Source organism: Kocuria sp. CPCC 205231 (assembly GCF_040980965.1).
Classification (GTDB): Bacteria; Actinomycetota; Actinomycetes; order Actinomycetales; family Micrococcaceae; genus Kocuria; species Kocuria rosea.
The window spans coordinates 186,691-200,619 of sequence record NZ_JAVKPP010000001.1 but is presented as its reverse complement, the minus strand read 5'-3'; the positions used below and the strand labels follow the sequence as shown (position 1 = coordinate 200,619).

Genomic DNA, 13,929 nt, shown 5'->3' with positions numbered 1-13,929 from the left:
ACCGCCACGAAAGGCACGACATGAGCGTCAGCACCACCTCCCGCCACACCGCCCTGCACGACGAGCACGCCGCGCTGGGGGCGTCCTTCACCGACTTCGGCGGCTGGGACATGCCCCTGAAGTACGGCTCAGAGCTGGCCGAGCACCGCGCCGTGCGCACCGCCGCCGGTCTGTTCGACCTCTCCCACATGGGGGAGATCCGGGTGACCGGCCCGGACGCGGCGGCCTTCCTGAACACGGCCCTGGTGGGCAACCTCGCCGCCATCGCCGTGGGCCGGGCCAAGTACTCCCTCATCTGCACCCCCGAGGGCGGGATCATCGACGACCTGATCAGCTATCGGCTGGCCGAGCAGGAGTACCTGGTGGTGCCCAACGCCGGCAACGCGCCGACCGTGCTCGCCGCCCTCCAGGAGCGGGCCGCCGGCTTCGACGTCACCGTGGCCGACGAGTCCGCCGACACCTCGCTGGTCGCCGTCCAGGGCCCCGCCGCGCAGGCGATCCTGCAGGAGCTCGTCCCCGCCGAGCAGCAGGAGCTGGTCGCCGAGCTGAAGTACTACTCGGCCGCGCCGGTCACCGTCGCCGGGACCGACGTGCTGCTCGCCCGCACCGGCTACACCGGGGAGGACGGGTTCGAGCTCTACGTGCCCGACGCCCAGGCGGTGTCCCTGTGGCGGAAGCTCCTGGAGGCCGGGCAGGGCCACGGGCTCGTCCCCTGCGGCCTCGCCTGCCGCGACTCCCTGCGCCTGGAGGCCGGGATGCCGCTCTACGGCCAGGAGCTCACCCTGGACCTCACCCCCTACGAGGCCGGTCTCGGCCCGGTCGTCTCCTTCAAGAAGGAGGAGGACTTCGTGGGCCGCACGGCCCTGGAGGCCCGCAGGGGCGCCGGGACGGACCGCAAGCTGGTCGGTCTGCGGGGCGAGGGCCGGCGCGCGGCCCGCGGCCACTACCCGATCAGCGTGGACGGCGAGGTCGTCGGCGAGGTCACCTCGGGGGCGCTCAGCCCGACCCTGGGCTACCCCATCGCCATGGCCTACGTCGACAACGCGCACGCCGAGCCCGGCACCGAGGTGCAGGTCGACCTGCGCGGCAAGCCGGTCCCGTTCGAGGTCGTGTCCCTGCCGTTCTACCAGCGCGGGCAGTGACCCGGCCGGCTCCGGCAGCCCCTTCCACCACCAGTCGTCCTCCCCTCCTGCTGAAAGGTTCTCGATCATGAGCAACATCCCGTCCCACCTGCGCTACTCCGCCGAGCACGAGTGGGTGGACGAGTCCTCCCCCGTGAAGGTCGGCCTGTCCGCGGTCGCCGTCGACGCCCTCGGCGACGTCGTCTACCTCGACCTGCCCGAGGCCGGTTCCACCGTGACCGCCGGCGAGGTCTGCGGCGAGGTGGAGTCCACCAAGTCCGTCTCCGAGCTCTTCGCCCCGGTCTCCGGCACGGTGGTGGACGTCAACGCGGCCGTCGTCGACGAGCCCGGGCTGGTGAACTCCGACCCGTACGGGGACGGCTGGCTGTTCACCGTCGAGGTCACCGACGAGGGCGAGCTGCTCACCGCGGAGCAGTACGAGCAGGCCCAGGAAGAACAGGGCTGAGCACCGGCCGCGCCCGGGTACCGTCGAGGACCGTGGTGCGGGCTGGGTCCCGGCCCGCACCACGACCGTTCCACCCACCACCGCCCCGCACCGGGGCACCACCTCCTTTGGAGCATCACCCTCATGGCCATCAGCGTCTTCGAACTGTTCACCGTGGGCATCGGCCCCTCGAGCTCCCACACCGTCGGCCCCATGCGCGCCGCACGGCGCTTCGCCGAGACCCTGACCGGGAGCGGGCTGCTGGAGCGCACCGCGGACCTGCGCGTGGACGTCTACGGGTCGCTGGCCGCGACCGGCCGGGGCCACGGCACCTTCACCGCGATCCTGCTCGGCCTGGAGGGCTACGACCCCGAGACCGTGCTGCCCGCCGAGGTGGACGAGCGGCTCGCCGACCTCGCCGAGACCGGGACGCTGCGGCTGTGCGCGGCCCTCGGGCAGCGCAAGGACCTCCCCTACCGGGTCGAGGACATGGTGCAGCACCCGCTGACCGTCCTGGAGCGGCACACCAACGGCATGCGCTTCCAGGCCCTGGACGCCTCCGGCGCCGTGCTGGCCGACGAGACCTGGTTCTCCGTGGGCGGCGGCTTCATCGTCCGCGAGGGCCAGGAGGGCGCCGCCGCGGCCGAGCTGGACGCCGCCAGCGCCCAGGTGCCCCACCCCTTCCGCACCGCCGCACAGCTGCTGGCCCACTGCGAGCGCACCGGCCTGCCGATCAGCGGGGTGATGCTGGCCAACGAGCGGACCTGGCGCGACGAGGACGAGATCCGGCAGCAGCTGCTGCACATCTGGACCGTGATGGAGGAGTGCAAGGACTCCAGCCTCCGGCGCACCGGCCCGCTGCCGGGCGGGCTGAACGTGGCCCGCCGCGCCCCCGAGTGGCACCGGCGCCTGCGCACCGAGGACCCGGACCGGGACCCGGGCTTCTGGCCGGAGTGGGTGAACCTCGTGGCCCTGGCGGTCAACGAGGAGAACGCCTCCGGCGGACGCGTGGTCACCGCCCCCACCAACGGGGCGGCCGGCATCATCCCGGCGGTGCTGTTCTACGCCACCCACTACTCCCCCGCCGCCCGCGCCGCCGCCGCGGAGGGCCCCGAGGCGCTCGCGGCCGCCCGGCGGGACATCGTGGTCCGCTTCCTGCTCACGGCCGGGGCGGTCGGGGTGCTCTACAAGGAGCAGGCCTCGATCTCCGGGGCCGAGGTGGGGTGCCAGGGCGAGGTCGGCTCCGCCTCCTCGATGGCCGCCGCCGGCCTCGCCGAGGTCCTGGACGGGACCCCGGCCCAGGTGGAGAACGCCGCGGAGATCGCCATGGAGCACAACCTCGGGCTGACCTGCGACCCCATCGGCGGACTGGTGCAGATCCCCTGCATCGAGCGCAACGCGATCGCCGCGGCCAAGGCGATCAACGCCGCCAAGATGGCGATGTGGGGCGACGGCACCCACCGGGTCAGCCTCGACGAGGTCATCGTGACCATGCGCGAGACCGGCAGAGACATGAGCCACAAGTACAAGGAGACCGCCCTGGGCGGACTCGCCGTGAACGTCGTGGAGTGCTGACCGTGAGACGCTGAGCCCGTCGACCCGGACGGTCCTGTCCGTGCGGACCGGCGAGCAGCGTTGGCACCCACCGAGGAGACGAGACCGCACCGTGACAGCCCCCGCCCAGGACACCCGTTCCCCGCAGCGTCCCACCGCCCTGGTGGTGGGGGCCAGCGGCATCGCCGGTTCGGCGATCGTCGAGCAGCTGACCCGCACCGAGGACGGGGACGTGCTCGCCCTCTCCCGCAACCCCGTCCCCGGCAGCTCGGCCCGGCACCTCGGCGCCGACCTCCGCTCCCCCGAGAGCCTGGCCGCGGCCCTGGCCGGGGAGCGGCCCACGCACGTGTTCTTCACCGCCTGGTCCCGCCAGGCCACCGAGAAGGAGAACATCGAGGTCAACGCCGGGATGGTCCGCAACCTCCTGGCCGCCCTGGCCCACGCCCCGGTGGAGCACGTGGCGCTGATGACCGGGCTCAAGCACTACCTGGGCCCCTTCGAGGCCTACGGCAAGGGGGACATGCCCGACACCCCCTTCCTCGAGGAGGAGCCGCGCCTGCCGGTGGAGAACTTCTACTACGCCCAGGAGGACGAGCTCTGGGCGGCCGCCGGCCGCCAGGGCTTCCGCTGGTCCGTGCACCGGGCGCACACGGTCATCGGCCACGCGGTGGGCAACGCCATGAACATGGGGCTGACCCTGGCCGCGCAGGCGGCGATCTGCCGGGAGACGGGCCGCCCGTTCGTGTTCCCCGGCTCCGAGGTCCAGTGGAACAGCCTGACCGACATGACCGACGGGTCCCTGCTGGCCGAGCACATGGTCTGGGCCGCCACCGAGGAGGCCGCCGGCAACGAGGCCTACAACGTGGTCAACGGCGACGTCTTCCGCTGGCGCCGGATGTGGCCGGCGCTGGCCGCCTGGTTCGGGCTCGAGTGGGAGGGCTACCAGGACGCACCGCGGCCGCTGGAGCAGCAGATGCGCGGCGCCGAGGACGTCTGGGCCCGGATCGTCGCCGAGCACGGGCTCGCGGAGCCCGACCTCGCCCGCGTGGCCTCCTGGTGGCACACCGACGCCGACCTCGGCCGGCCCATCGAGGTGGTCGCCGACATGAGCAAGAGCCGGCTGGCCGGGTTCACCGGCTACCGCCGCACCCGGGACTGCTTCACCGGCCTCTTCGACCGCTACCGGGCCGAGCACATCATCCCCTGACCCCCAGACAGGGACCCGGGAGGGGTCAGCCGCCCACGCGGGAGAGGATCGCGGTGAGGGCGGTCCGCACCCCGGTGGAGAGCGTCGGCTCGATCGCCGGGGCGAAGAACGGCGAGTGGTTCACCGGCACGGGTCCCTCCCCCTCGAGGACGGCTCCGTCGTGGCCGCCGAACATCCAGAACACCGAGGGCACCCCGATCGCCGCGCCGAGGGCCCCGAAGTCCTCCGAGCCCATCATCGGTTCGACCTCCACCACGTTGTCCTCCCCCAGCACCTCGCGGAAGCGCTCGACGAGAGCAGCGGTGGCCGCCGGGTCGTTGTAGTTGCGGGGGAAGGTCGAGAGCTCCTCGATGGTGGGCTCCGGGGCCCCCGAGGCCGCCGCCTCCGCGGCGATGATGCGCCGCAGCGCGCCCAGGACGTGGTCCCGGACGGCGAGGTCGAAGGTGCGCACGTTGAGCGTGAACTCGGCCGAGGCCGGGATGATGTTCTCCTTGAGCCCGCCGTGGAAGGTCGCCACGGTGACCACCGCGGCCCGGCGCGCGTCGATCTCTCGGGAGACGATGGTCTGGATCCGGGTGATCATGTGCGCCCCGAGCACGATCGGGTCGGTGGCGTCCTGCGGCTGGGACGCGTGGGCCCCCTTGCCGTGGACGGTGACCCGCCAGGAGTCGGCCATCGCCATGACGTCCCCCGCAGCCCAGCTGACCGTGCCGGCCCGGGAGGGCATCACGTGCTGGCCGAGGACGACCTCCGGCAGCGGCGCCCGCTCCCACAGCCCGTCCTCGAGCATCGCCCGGGCGCCGGCGGCGGTCTCCTCCCCGGGCTGGAAGATCAGCACCACGGTCCCGGCCCAGGCCTCCCGCGCGCCGGCCAGCAGCTCGGCGGCCGTCAGCAGGGCGGTCATGTGCGTGTCGTGGCCGCACCCGTGCATCACGGGGACCTCGGTGCCGTCCTCCAGCCGCCCGGTGGCGGTGCTGGCGTAGTCCATACCGGTGTCCTCGGCCAGGGGCAGGCCGTCGGTGTCGGCGCGGAAGGCCACCGTGGGCCCGTCCCCGTTGCGCAGCACCCCGACCACCCCGGTGCCGCCGCAGCGGAAGTTCTCGATGCCCAGGGCGGTGAGCCGCTGCTCGAGCAGGGCTGCGGTGGCGTGCTCCTGCATGGACAGCTCCGGGTGGGCGTGCAGCTCGCGGTACAGCAGGTGCATCCGCCGGCGCAGGTCGTCGGTCAGCTGGAGGTCCGTGGTGGTGCTCATGGTGCGGGGTCCTTTCGGGAGAACGGTGCTAGCCGATGCGGAGGTCGTCGGAGGAGGCCTCCGGCTGGGGCGCGACGGGATCGGCCTCGGCCGACCTGTCGCGCAGGAACCATGCCAGCACAGCGGTGGCGATCACCGCGATGGCGGTGCCGAAGAACGCCAGGGTGGGCACGGTCGGCACCAGCAGGAACACGACGGCCGCGGCGACGACGCCGGCGGTCACCGTCATCCGCAGGTTGCGGGTCGAGACGACGGCCTGCACGAGCACCGCGCCCAGCACCGAGGGCAGGATGTAGGTCTGGACCACGGCGACGACGTCGGCGGGCACGACGCTCACCAGCCAGGAGCCCAGGAGACCGACCAGGACGAGCAGCGAGACCAGGTGCACCATGGCCGCTCCGCTGATGGCCATCACCGCCGCCAGCTCCCCGCGGCGGGTGCCGGGCTTCGCGCCGATGGCGGACTGGGCGATCAGCGCCGAGGGCAGCAGCTTGTTGGAGATGTTGCCGATCATGAAGGCCTGGTACATCGAGGCCTGGCCCAGGATCGGGTAGTAGGTCAGCGGCTCCACGATCCAGAGCACCCCGAAGGTGCCGGCGATGGCCAGCAGGGCGGTCCAGATCCGGGCCTGGTCCACGTCCAGGCCGGAGAAGAGCACGAGGTAGGCGGGGCCGGCCAGGGCGAAGAGCAGCCCGGCGATCATCGTCAGCCGGCCCCAGCGGGCGGTGGTCGCGTCGAACTGCTCCAGGGCGGGGACGGCGGCGGGGTTCACGGTGGTCATGGCAGAAGTCCTTCGGTGGGTCTGACGCACGGTCTCGGGCACGGGCTCGGGGACGGTCTCAGGCGGTCGGGAAGACGCCGGCGCCGACGGTGGCGTAGGTGACGACCAGCGCGGTCAGGATGGCGATGCCCAGCGCCCACTCGCGGATCCACTGCGCCCGGAGGGCCTTGGCGATGCCCAGGCACACCGCCATCACGGCCGCGGAGGCGAGGAAGGCCACCACGTGGTTGCCCGACTTCGGCAGCTCCCCGAGCCCGAGGGCGAAGAACGCCCCGAGCAGGGCCGCCCCGGGGACCACGGTCATCACGGCGGGGTTGACCTTGCGCAGGCTGACGTCGCCGCGCTTGAGCAGCGGGGTGAGGACCAGCGTGGCGAGCATCCACATCGCCCCGCCCAGGCTCATCGCCATGAACGCCACGGCGAAGACGCCCTGCGTGTACGTCGGGCCGCCCAGGTCGGCCCCCATGGTTCCCGCGGCGATGCTGGCCGCACCGGTCTCGAAGGACACCGACCCGATCAGCCCGATCCGCACCAGCACGGCGGGAGCGCCGAAGACGGTCAGCAGCGCGACGGCCACCAGGGCCACGGCCAGGGACGGCCCGATCGCCGAGACCGCCCCGGCGCGGAAGGAGGTCCTCAGCTCCGCCGGGCTCACCCCGGCGGCGGGGGCCGCCACACGGGCAGCCCGGACGTAGATGACGGTCTGCACGACGATGACGGCGAAGACGCCGAGGGCGCAGATCCACAGCACGGGCAGGTTGGCCACGGACAGGATGTCGGTGGAGGCGCCGTCGACAGCGGTGCGCAGGTTCATGGGAACTCCCGGAGGTGGTCGGATCGGCGGGGAAGGAGAGGCGGGGCCACGAGGAGTCCGTCGCCGGCGGATCTCTGCTCCGAGCGTGACGTGACGCCGATCACTCTCATTGGAGATCTTCAATAAACTGCACCGAATGCACTCTCGACCGAAGGAACGAGCATGGAGCTGCCCCCAGAGGACCTCGAGCTCGTGCACGCCCTGCAGATCGCGCCGCGGGCGTCCTGGACCCAGCTGGGGGCCGCGCTCGGCCGCCACCCCACCACGCTGGCCGCCCGCTGGGACCGGCTCCGGGCCGACGGCCGCAGCTGGGTCACCGCCCACCTGGGCACCTCCGGCACGCAGGGCTGCGCCACCTTCATCGGCCTCGAGTGCCGCCCGGGCCGCCGGGCGGAGGTGCTGGAGCGGCTGTGCGCCGTCCCGGAGATCGGCACCGTGGAGGAGTCCGCGCGCGCCTGGGACGTCCGGCTCACCGTCCTCACCCGCAGCTGGGAGCAGATGACCCGGGACGTGCTGCCGCTGGTGCGCGCCGATCCGGCGATCCTGCGGGCCCAGCTCACGGTGGCCACCCGGCTCCATGCCATCGGCAGCAACTGGCGCCTGGACGTGCTGTCCCCGGAGCAGCAGCGCCGCGTGAGCGCACTGCGCTCGGAGGCGCACCGCCCGCACGGCGCCGTCCCCGCCCACCTCGAGGAGATGACGGCCGTGCTCCAGGCCGACGGGCGGGCCACCGCCGCGCAGATCGCCGCCGCGACCGGGACCCACCCGACGACGGCGGCCCGGCACCTGCACCAGGCGCTCGAGACCGGCCTGGTGGCCCTCCGCTGCGAACTGGCCCAGCAGCACTCCGGCTACCCGGTGTCCTGCCAGTGGTACGTCCGGGTGCCGCCGGCGCAGCTCGAGGCGGCCGTGCGCTGCCTGCGCTCCCACCGGACGCTGCGCCTGTGCGCCTCGACCACGGGCGACACCAACCTCACCTTCCTGCTCTGGCTGCGCACCCCCGGGGACATCTTCGACGTGGAGGCGGAGCTGCAGGCCGCCGCGCCGGGGGTCCAGGTGGTCGAGTCCGACGTGGGGGTGCGGACCCACAAGCGCATGGGCTGGATGCTGCGCGACGACTCGACCGCGACCGGCGAGGTGGTGACCGAGCTCGGCCCGGCCGCCCCGTGACGCCGTGCGCGGTCCTCAGCCCCGGCCCGGCTCCCGCAGGAGGTCCGCCGGGACCAGGTGGGCGTCCCGGACGCCCTCGAGCAGCCGGGGGTCGACCGGCGTGCCGCGCCGGAGGACGCTGATCGTGCCGGCGGCCTCGAAGACCACGCACGCGACCTCGTCGGGGCTGCGCACCCCGGCGCCCCGCAGCGCACCGAAGAGCTCGGACTCCACCACGTGGACCCGGCGGAGGTTGGCCTCCAGGACCCGCTCGCCGGCCATCAGCAGCACCGCCCGGTTGTTCATCAGCGCCGACACGCGGATCCCCGCGCGGAGCCGGCCGAAGCCCGCCTCGAGCGCGAACAGCGTGCCGAGCCCCAGCACGCCCGCGGCGAGCGTGGGCGTGTCCCCCAGGACCGCGCGCCCGGCCACGGCACCGAGCATGACCACCACGACCGCGTCGAAGGTCGACAGCCGGGACAGCACGCGCTGCCCCAGGACCCGCACCATGAGCAGGAACGCCAGGTAGATCCCCACCGCCGAGGCCACCACCGCCAGCGCCCCCGGGGCGTCCACGCCGAGGCGCGCCACGGCGTCGTCGAGCACCGGTCAGACCTCCTGGTCCGCGAACTGGGTCTCGTAGAGCTCCGCGTAGCGCCCGCTCACGGCGAGGAGCTCGGCGTGCCGGCCCCGCTCCACGATCCGGCCGTCCTCGACCACCAGGATCTGGTCGGCGGAGCGGATGGTCGAGAGCCGGTGGGCGATCACCAGGGCGGTGCGCCCTTCCATCGCCTCACCCAGTGCCGCCTGGACGTAGGCCTCGTTGGTGGAGTCCAGCGCCGAGGTGGCCTCGTCGAGGATCACCACGCGCGGGGCCGCGAGCAGCAGGCGGGCGATGGTCAGCCGCTGCCGCTCGCCGCCGGAGAGCCGGTAGCCGCGCTCGCCCACCACGGTGTCCAGCCCGTCCGGGAGGGAGCGGATCACGTGCTCCATGCGGGCCCGGGCCAGCGCGTCCCACAGCTGCTCGTCCGTGGCCTCCGGCTTCACCAGGGCGAGGTTGTCCCGGATCGACTCGTGGAACAGGTGCCCGTCCTGGGTGACCATCCCGATGGTCTCCCGCAGCGAGGCGAAGGTGGCGTCCCGCACGTCCGTGCCCCCGATCCGGACCGCTCCCGAGGTGACGTCGTAGAGCCGGGCCACGAGCTGGGCGATCGTCGACTTGCCCGCGCCGGAGGACCCCACGAGGGCCACCGTCTGCCCCGGCAGGACGGTGAAGCCCACGCCGTGCAGCACCTCCTCGCCGCCCCTGGTGTCGAGCACCGCGACGTCCTCGAGCGAGGCGAGCGAGACCTCCTCGGCGGAGGGGTAGGCGAACCGGACGTCGTCGAACTCCACCGACGCGGGCCCGGCGGGCAGCGACCGGGCCCCGGGCCGCTCCTGGATCAGGGGGACGAGGTCGAGGATCTCGAAGACCCGCTCGAAGCTCACCACGGCGCTCATGACGTCCATCCGGGCGTTCGCGAGCATGGTCAGCGGGGTGTACAGCCGGGTGAGGAGCAGGGCGAGGGTCACGACCGCGCCGGCGTCCAGGTTGCCGAGGATCGCCTGCGCGCCGCCGAGCCCGTAGACGAGCGCCAGGGCGAGCGCCGAGACCAGCGTCAGGGCCGTGACGAACACGGTCTGCAGCATCGCCACCCGCACGCCGATGTCCCGGACGCGGCCGGCACGACGGGCGAACTCGGCGGCCTCGGCGTCGGGCCGGCCGAAGAGCTTGACCAGGGTGGCGCCGCCCGCGGAGAACCGTTCGGTCATCTGCGTGGACATGGACGCGTTGTGCTGGGCCGCCTCCCGCTGAAGGTTCGCCAGGCGCCCGCCCATGGCCCGGGCCGGGACCAGGAAGATCGGCAGCAGCAGCACGGACAGCGCGGTGACCTGCCACGAGATCGAGACCATGACGACGACGGTCAGGATCAGGGAGACGATGTTGCTCACCACGCCGGAGAGCGTGTTGGAGAACGCCCGCTGGGCGCCGATGACGTCGTTGTTGAGCCGGGAGACCAGGGCCCCGGTGCGCGTGCGGGTGAAGAAGGCGATCGGCATCCGCTGCACGTGGTCGTAGACGGCGGTGCGCAGGTCCAGGATGAGCCCCTCGCCGATCAGGGAGGAGAGCCACCGGTTGAGGATGCTCAGCCCCGCGTCCACGACCGCCACGGCGGCGATGGCCACCGCGAGCCAGACCACCACGGAGACCGCGTCCCCGGCGTTGATCGCACGGACCACGTCGCCGGCCAGGATCGGGGTGACCACGCCGAGCAGCGCCGTGAGCACCGAGATCACCAGGAACACCGTGAGCCTGGTCTTGTGCGGGCGTGCGAAGACGACGATGCGCCGGAGCGTGCCCCGGTCGATCTTCCGGTCCTTGACGTCCTGACCCTGGACGGTGCGCCACAGCACCATGTACGGCGAGTTCTGCATGCTCATGCGGCCAACCCCGATCTGCGGGGATCGCCCGCGCTGCACCAGGCGCGGCACCGTGGTGGTCGTGCGTGCCGCGCCGCCACTGATTTTACGCGGCCGCGCCGACACGTCCGCGCCCGCCCGCCGCGGCCCGCCGACGGAACGCCGGACGACGACGGGCCCCCGCGCCGCAGGGTGCTGCGGTCGGGGGCGGGTCGCTCCGGCGCGGCGGAGTAGCCGGGACGTCGGAGGGAAGGGGTCAGGCCCGGGCGGACCCGCGGCGCCGCGCCGCGACCAGGTGGTCCAGCGACCAGCGGCCGGCACCGGCCAGGACGAAGAGGACGGACGCGGCGGCGAGGAGCAGGACGAGCTCGACCCCGCCGTCGGCGGCGAAGAAGCCCGCGGGAAGGTGCACCAGCACGAGGGCGCCCAGCATGGTCAGGGCGAGCAGGGCGGCGACCACGCGGGTGCCGAGACCCAGGAGGAGCATCAGCCCGCCCACGAGCTCGAGGACGGCCGCGACGGGCGCGGCGAGCTCGGCCGCCGGGACGCCCATCTGGGCGAAGGAGGCCTGGGTGCCGGCGACGGTCCACTCGGTGACCTTCTGCCAGCCGTGCAGGAGGAACGTGGTGCCGAGGACGACGCGCAGGACGGTCAGGCCGAGGGTCGCGGCCGAAGAGTCGGCGGTGGGGACGGTGGGGGCGGAGGAACGGGCGGAGGACGTGCGCTGCGGCACCTGTGTTGTGGACATGTCACCACAGTAGGGGGCAGATACTTTCTGTGTCAAGCTTCTTGGTGAAGGGGGCCCGGTGTCACGGCTGGTCCGAGGCCAGTCCCCGGGCCGTGGGGCCGGCCGCGGCGTCGTCGACCATGCGGCCGATCAGCGCGAGCTGCTGGACCTGCACCGGCGTCAGCCGGTCGATCACCGTCCGCCGGACGTGCTCCACGTGGCCCGGGGCCACCTGCTGGACCCGCTCCAGGCCGCGGTCGGTGATCTCCGCGAGCACCACCCGCTTGTCCTGCTCCCCACCGGCGCGCACCACCAGGCCGTCCCGCTCGAGACGCGCGACGATCCGGGACAACCGGGACTGGGAGGTGTTGGTGGCCGCCGCGAGGTCCGACATGCGCCGGCGCCGGTCGGGGGCCTCCGAGAGCATCGCGATCACCAGGTACTCGGCCAGGCTGAGGTCCGCCTCCGCCTGCAGCTGGGACTCGATGCTGCCGGGCAGCGTGAACATGATGGAGACGAGCGCCAGCCAGGCCTCGCGCTCCTCGGGGGACAGCCATCGGGTCTCGGTCATGGCCCGATTCTACGAGCCGGTCCTTGACGCCTCATGGGAACGCGTCCGCCGAGCGCGCCCCATAATGGAACCCATGGACTCCCTCGGCACCTGGCCCCGGCCCGTACCCGCGGACGACCGCGACTTCGACGTCCAGGTCATGCGGCGGCTGCGCACCGCCCCCGGCGAGGACGGGGCGCCCGACCGCCCCTCCCTGGGCGAGCGCCTGGGCACGTCGCTGCTGCTGGTGGTCCCGGTGCTGACCGCGCTCGCCGTGGTCCTGCTGTGGCAGCAGTGGTCCCGGTCCGGCTCGGTGCTCTACCTCGCCCTCGTCGCCGTGGTGCTGGTGGCCACGGCCCTGTGGTGGACGGCCCGGCTCAAGCGCGCCTTCAGCACCGCGCAGGGCCGGCTGGGCGCCCGCCTGGCGAACGTCGTGGAGCACGGCGTGGGCGTCGTCCGGGAGGTCGCCCTCGAGCCGGTCGCCGAGGACGCGTCCGCCGCCGGGCGCACGGGCGGGAGCACGGGCGGGAGCACGGCGGCGGACGCGGCGACGGACGGCGGCCGGGTCCGTGCCCGGTTGGAGCTGTCCGTGACCCCGGTGCGGGGGGACCGCTTCAGCACCTCCGTGGAGGCCCTGTACGACGCCGACGCCGCGCTCCTCCTGGAGACCGGCTCGCACGGGCCCGTCCGCTTCCTGCGCGACGACCCGGAGGGCACCACCGTGATCGACACCCGGCTCTCCGAGGAGCAGGTCGCGCAGGTCTACCGGGGCGCAGCCCTCAACTGAGGGCGGCGGCTCACTCGTCGCGCCGGCCGGCCGCCCGCTGCTCCTTCTCGACCCGCAGCCGGAGCTGGTCGCACAGGTCCTCGCCCGCCCGGAGCAGCTCCGGCATCCGGTGCCGCTCCGTGGTCTGGGCGCGGAAGGCGTCCGCCACGCCCACCCCGTGCCCGGCGCGGCGGACGAGCTCGACCGGCAGACCGGCCCGCAGCGTGCCCGGCTCCAGGACCTTGAGGTAGGCCCCGGAGCGGCCCCGCTCCGTGAAGCGGCGCAGCCAGCCGCGCACCTCCATGCTCGCGCGGAACGTGCCGCAGGGGATGCGGGCGTCCGTGACCTGCAGCAGCACCCCGCCGATGCGCCAGACGTCGCCCAGCCGCGCGTCGTCGACGTCGACGCCCGAGAGCGTGAGGTTCTCCCCGAAGGAGCCGTCGGGGATCTCCCGCCCCAGCTCCTGCGCCCAGAAGTCCAGCTCCTCGCGCGCGAACGCGTACACCGCCTGGTCCGTGCCGCCGTGGTACTTGCCGTCCCCGATGAAGTCCCCGGCCAGGCCAGAGCCGACACCACCCCTGCGGGGGCCCGGGTCGCGGACCTCCACCGGTCCGCCCACGGGGCGCTTGCGGATGCCGGTGGCGCGGTTCGGCCGGGCGGGATTGACCCCGGACCGTCCCACGTTGACGCTGTGCACGCGTCCGGTCACGGCCGGACGTCCTCGCCGGGGCGGCCGGCCTCGTCCTCGGTGCGCTCCTCCAGCTCGTTGTGGTGGGTCGGGGAGTAGACCGCGGAGCCGATGAGGTACCCGGAGCGGGCCAGCGCCATGCTGCCCACGGCCGAGGTCACCAGTTGCAGGACCACCGCGACGATCAGCTTCACCGCGTTCTCCACGCCGGGCAGGAAGAAGAACGCCCCGGTGAGGACGAACGAGACGCCGAGGCCCGTGGCCGTGGCGACCGCCGAGGACCGGGTGTAGAGGTCGGGGAACCGGGTGATCCCCACCGTGGCGCTGAGGAAGATCAGCGAGCCCAGGACGATGAACGCCTGTCCCACCACGCTCATCCACAGGGTGTCGTGCATGATCGGGTCGAAGTCCACGG

The 13,929-nt window shown here is 73.4% G+C and carries 15 protein-coding genes; 6 read left to right on the top strand and 9 right to left on the bottom strand.

Annotated elements, in window-relative coordinates; genetic code table 11:
* Positions 1-20: 20 nt before the first annotated feature.
* The 4 genes from gcvT (at position 21) to RF640_RS01000 (ending at position 4,327) form a co-directional block, all read left to right on the top strand.
* Positions 21-1,142 (top strand): glycine cleavage system aminomethyltransferase GcvT, encoded by a 1,122-nt coding sequence (gene gcvT, locus RF640_RS01015; RefSeq protein WP_109221596.1) that lies wholly within the window; start codon positions 21-23, stop codon positions 1,140-1,142.
* Positions 1,143-1,209: 67 nt separating this feature from the next.
* Complete coding sequence (gcvH, locus tag RF640_RS01010; protein WP_272026398.1) at positions 1,210-1,587, top strand: glycine cleavage system protein GcvH; 378 nt, start codon at positions 1,210-1,212, stop codon at positions 1,585-1,587.
* A 123-nt stretch (positions 1,588-1,710) separates the two neighbouring features.
* Positions 1,711-3,141, top strand: coding sequence for an L-serine ammonia-lyase (locus RF640_RS01005; protein ID WP_272026399.1), 1,431 nt, complete (start codon positions 1,711-1,713; stop codon positions 3,139-3,141).
* Between the two features lie 91 nt (positions 3,142-3,232).
* On the top strand, positions 3,233-4,327 hold the full coding sequence (locus tag RF640_RS01000; RefSeq protein WP_368826198.1) for an SDR family oxidoreductase: 1,095 nt from the start codon (positions 3,233-3,235) through the stop codon (positions 4,325-4,327).
* 25 nt (positions 4,328-4,352) lie between these two features.
* On the opposite strand, the gene RF640_RS00995 is transcribed toward RF640_RS01000, so the two are convergent.
* From RF640_RS00995 to RF640_RS00985, 3 genes are read right to left on the bottom strand one after another with little or no spacing between them, the layout of a single operon-like run.
* Positions 4,353-5,579: an amidohydrolase gene (locus RF640_RS00995; protein WP_368826196.1), complete on the bottom strand. Its 1,227-nt coding sequence runs from the start codon at positions 5,577-5,579 to the stop codon at positions 4,353-4,355.
* A gap of 28 nt (positions 5,580-5,607) precedes the next feature.
* Positions 5,608-6,360 (bottom strand): hypothetical protein, encoded by a 753-nt coding sequence (locus tag RF640_RS00990; RefSeq protein WP_035924306.1) that lies wholly within the window; start codon positions 6,358-6,360, stop codon positions 5,608-5,610.
* A 58-nt stretch (positions 6,361-6,418) separates the two neighbouring features.
* Positions 6,419-7,174 carry a DUF5058 family protein gene (locus tag RF640_RS00985; RefSeq protein WP_017831726.1) on the bottom strand — a complete coding sequence of 252 codons (756 nt, stop codon included), beginning with the start codon at positions 7,172-7,174 and terminating at the stop codon, positions 6,419-6,421.
* 162 nt (positions 7,175-7,336) lie between these two features.
* Between RF640_RS00985 and RF640_RS00980 the strand changes: the two genes are divergently transcribed.
* Positions 7,337-8,344 carry an AsnC family protein gene (locus RF640_RS00980; RefSeq protein WP_115163273.1) on the top strand — a complete coding sequence of 336 codons (1,008 nt, stop codon included), beginning with the start codon at positions 7,337-7,339 and terminating at the stop codon, positions 8,342-8,344.
* 15 nt (positions 8,345-8,359) lie between these two features.
* On the opposite strand, the gene RF640_RS00975 is transcribed toward RF640_RS00980, so the two are convergent.
* The 4 genes from RF640_RS00975 to RF640_RS00960 form a co-directional block, all read right to left on the bottom strand.
* A complete protein-coding gene (locus RF640_RS00975; RefSeq protein WP_017831724.1) occupies positions 8,360-8,929 on the bottom strand; it encodes a DUF421 domain-containing protein in 570 nt (189 codons plus the stop codon).
* A 3-nt stretch (positions 8,930-8,932) separates the two neighbouring features.
* Positions 8,933-10,780, bottom strand: a complete 1,848-nt coding sequence (locus RF640_RS00970) for an ABC transporter ATP-binding protein (protein ID WP_051063693.1) — start codon at positions 10,778-10,780, stop codon at positions 8,933-8,935.
* A gap of 259 nt (positions 10,781-11,039) precedes the next feature.
* Positions 11,040-11,531: a DoxX family protein gene (locus RF640_RS00965; protein ID WP_081615660.1), complete on the bottom strand. Its 492-nt coding sequence runs from the start codon at positions 11,529-11,531 to the stop codon at positions 11,040-11,042.
* Positions 11,532-11,592: 61 nt separating this feature from the next.
* Positions 11,593-12,081: a MarR family winged helix-turn-helix transcriptional regulator gene (locus RF640_RS00960; protein WP_368826193.1), complete on the bottom strand. Its 489-nt coding sequence runs from the start codon at positions 12,079-12,081 to the stop codon at positions 11,593-11,595.
* A gap of 73 nt (positions 12,082-12,154) precedes the next feature.
* Between RF640_RS00960 and RF640_RS00955 the strand changes: the two genes are divergently transcribed.
* Positions 12,155-12,847, top strand: a complete 693-nt coding sequence (locus tag RF640_RS00955; protein ID WP_017831720.1) for a hypothetical protein — start codon at positions 12,155-12,157, stop codon at positions 12,845-12,847.
* Between the two features lie 10 nt (positions 12,848-12,857).
* On the opposite strand, the gene RF640_RS00950 is transcribed toward RF640_RS00955, so the two are convergent.
* Positions 12,858-13,535, bottom strand: a complete 678-nt coding sequence (locus RF640_RS00950) for an MOSC domain-containing protein (protein ID WP_368826191.1) — start codon at positions 13,533-13,535, stop codon at positions 12,858-12,860.
* Positions 13,532-13,927, bottom strand: coding sequence for a monovalent cation/H(+) antiporter subunit G (mnhG, locus tag RF640_RS00945; protein WP_237740394.1), 396 nt, complete (start codon positions 13,925-13,927; stop codon positions 13,532-13,534). Before mnhG ends, RF640_RS00950 begins: the two co-directional genes overlap by 4 nt.
* Positions 13,928-13,929: the final 2 nt, after the last annotated feature.

Excerpts from the sequence above, each read along its gene's own strand:
- gcvT (WP_109221596.1), top strand. The coding sequence starts at position 21 with ATGAGCGTCAGCACCACCTCCCGCCACACCGCCCTGCACGACGAGCAC.
- gcvH (WP_272026398.1), top strand. The coding sequence starts at position 1,210 with ATGAGCAACATCCCGTCCCACCTGCGCTACTCCGCCGAGCACGAGTGG.
- RF640_RS01005 (WP_272026399.1), top strand. The coding sequence starts at position 1,711 with ATGGCCATCAGCGTCTTCGAACTGTTCACCGTGGGCATCGGCCCCTCG.
- RF640_RS00995 (WP_368826196.1), bottom strand. The coding sequence starts at position 5,579 with ATGAGCACCACCACGGACCTCCAGCTGACCGACGACCTGCGCCGGCGG.
- RF640_RS00990 (WP_035924306.1), bottom strand. The coding sequence starts at position 6,360 with ATGACCACCGTGAACCCCGCCGCCGTCCCCGCCCTGGAGCAGTTCGAC.
- RF640_RS00985 (WP_017831726.1), bottom strand. The coding sequence starts at position 7,174 with ATGAACCTGCGCACCGCTGTCGACGGCGCCTCCACCGACATCCTGTCC.
- RF640_RS00980 (WP_115163273.1), top strand. The coding sequence starts at position 7,337 with ATGGAGCTGCCCCCAGAGGACCTCGAGCTCGTGCACGCCCTGCAGATC.
- RF640_RS00970 (WP_051063693.1), bottom strand. The coding sequence starts at position 10,780 with ATGGTGCTGTGGCGCACCGTCCAGGGTCAGGACGTCAAGGACCGGAAG.
- RF640_RS00965 (WP_081615660.1), bottom strand. The coding sequence starts at position 11,531 with ATGTCCACAACACAGGTGCCGCAGCGCACGTCCTCCGCCCGTTCCTCC.
- RF640_RS00960 (WP_368826193.1), bottom strand. The coding sequence starts at position 12,081 with ATGACCGAGACCCGATGGCTGTCCCCCGAGGAGCGCGAGGCCTGGCTG.
- RF640_RS00955 (WP_017831720.1), top strand. The coding sequence starts at position 12,155 with ATGGACTCCCTCGGCACCTGGCCCCGGCCCGTACCCGCGGACGACCGC.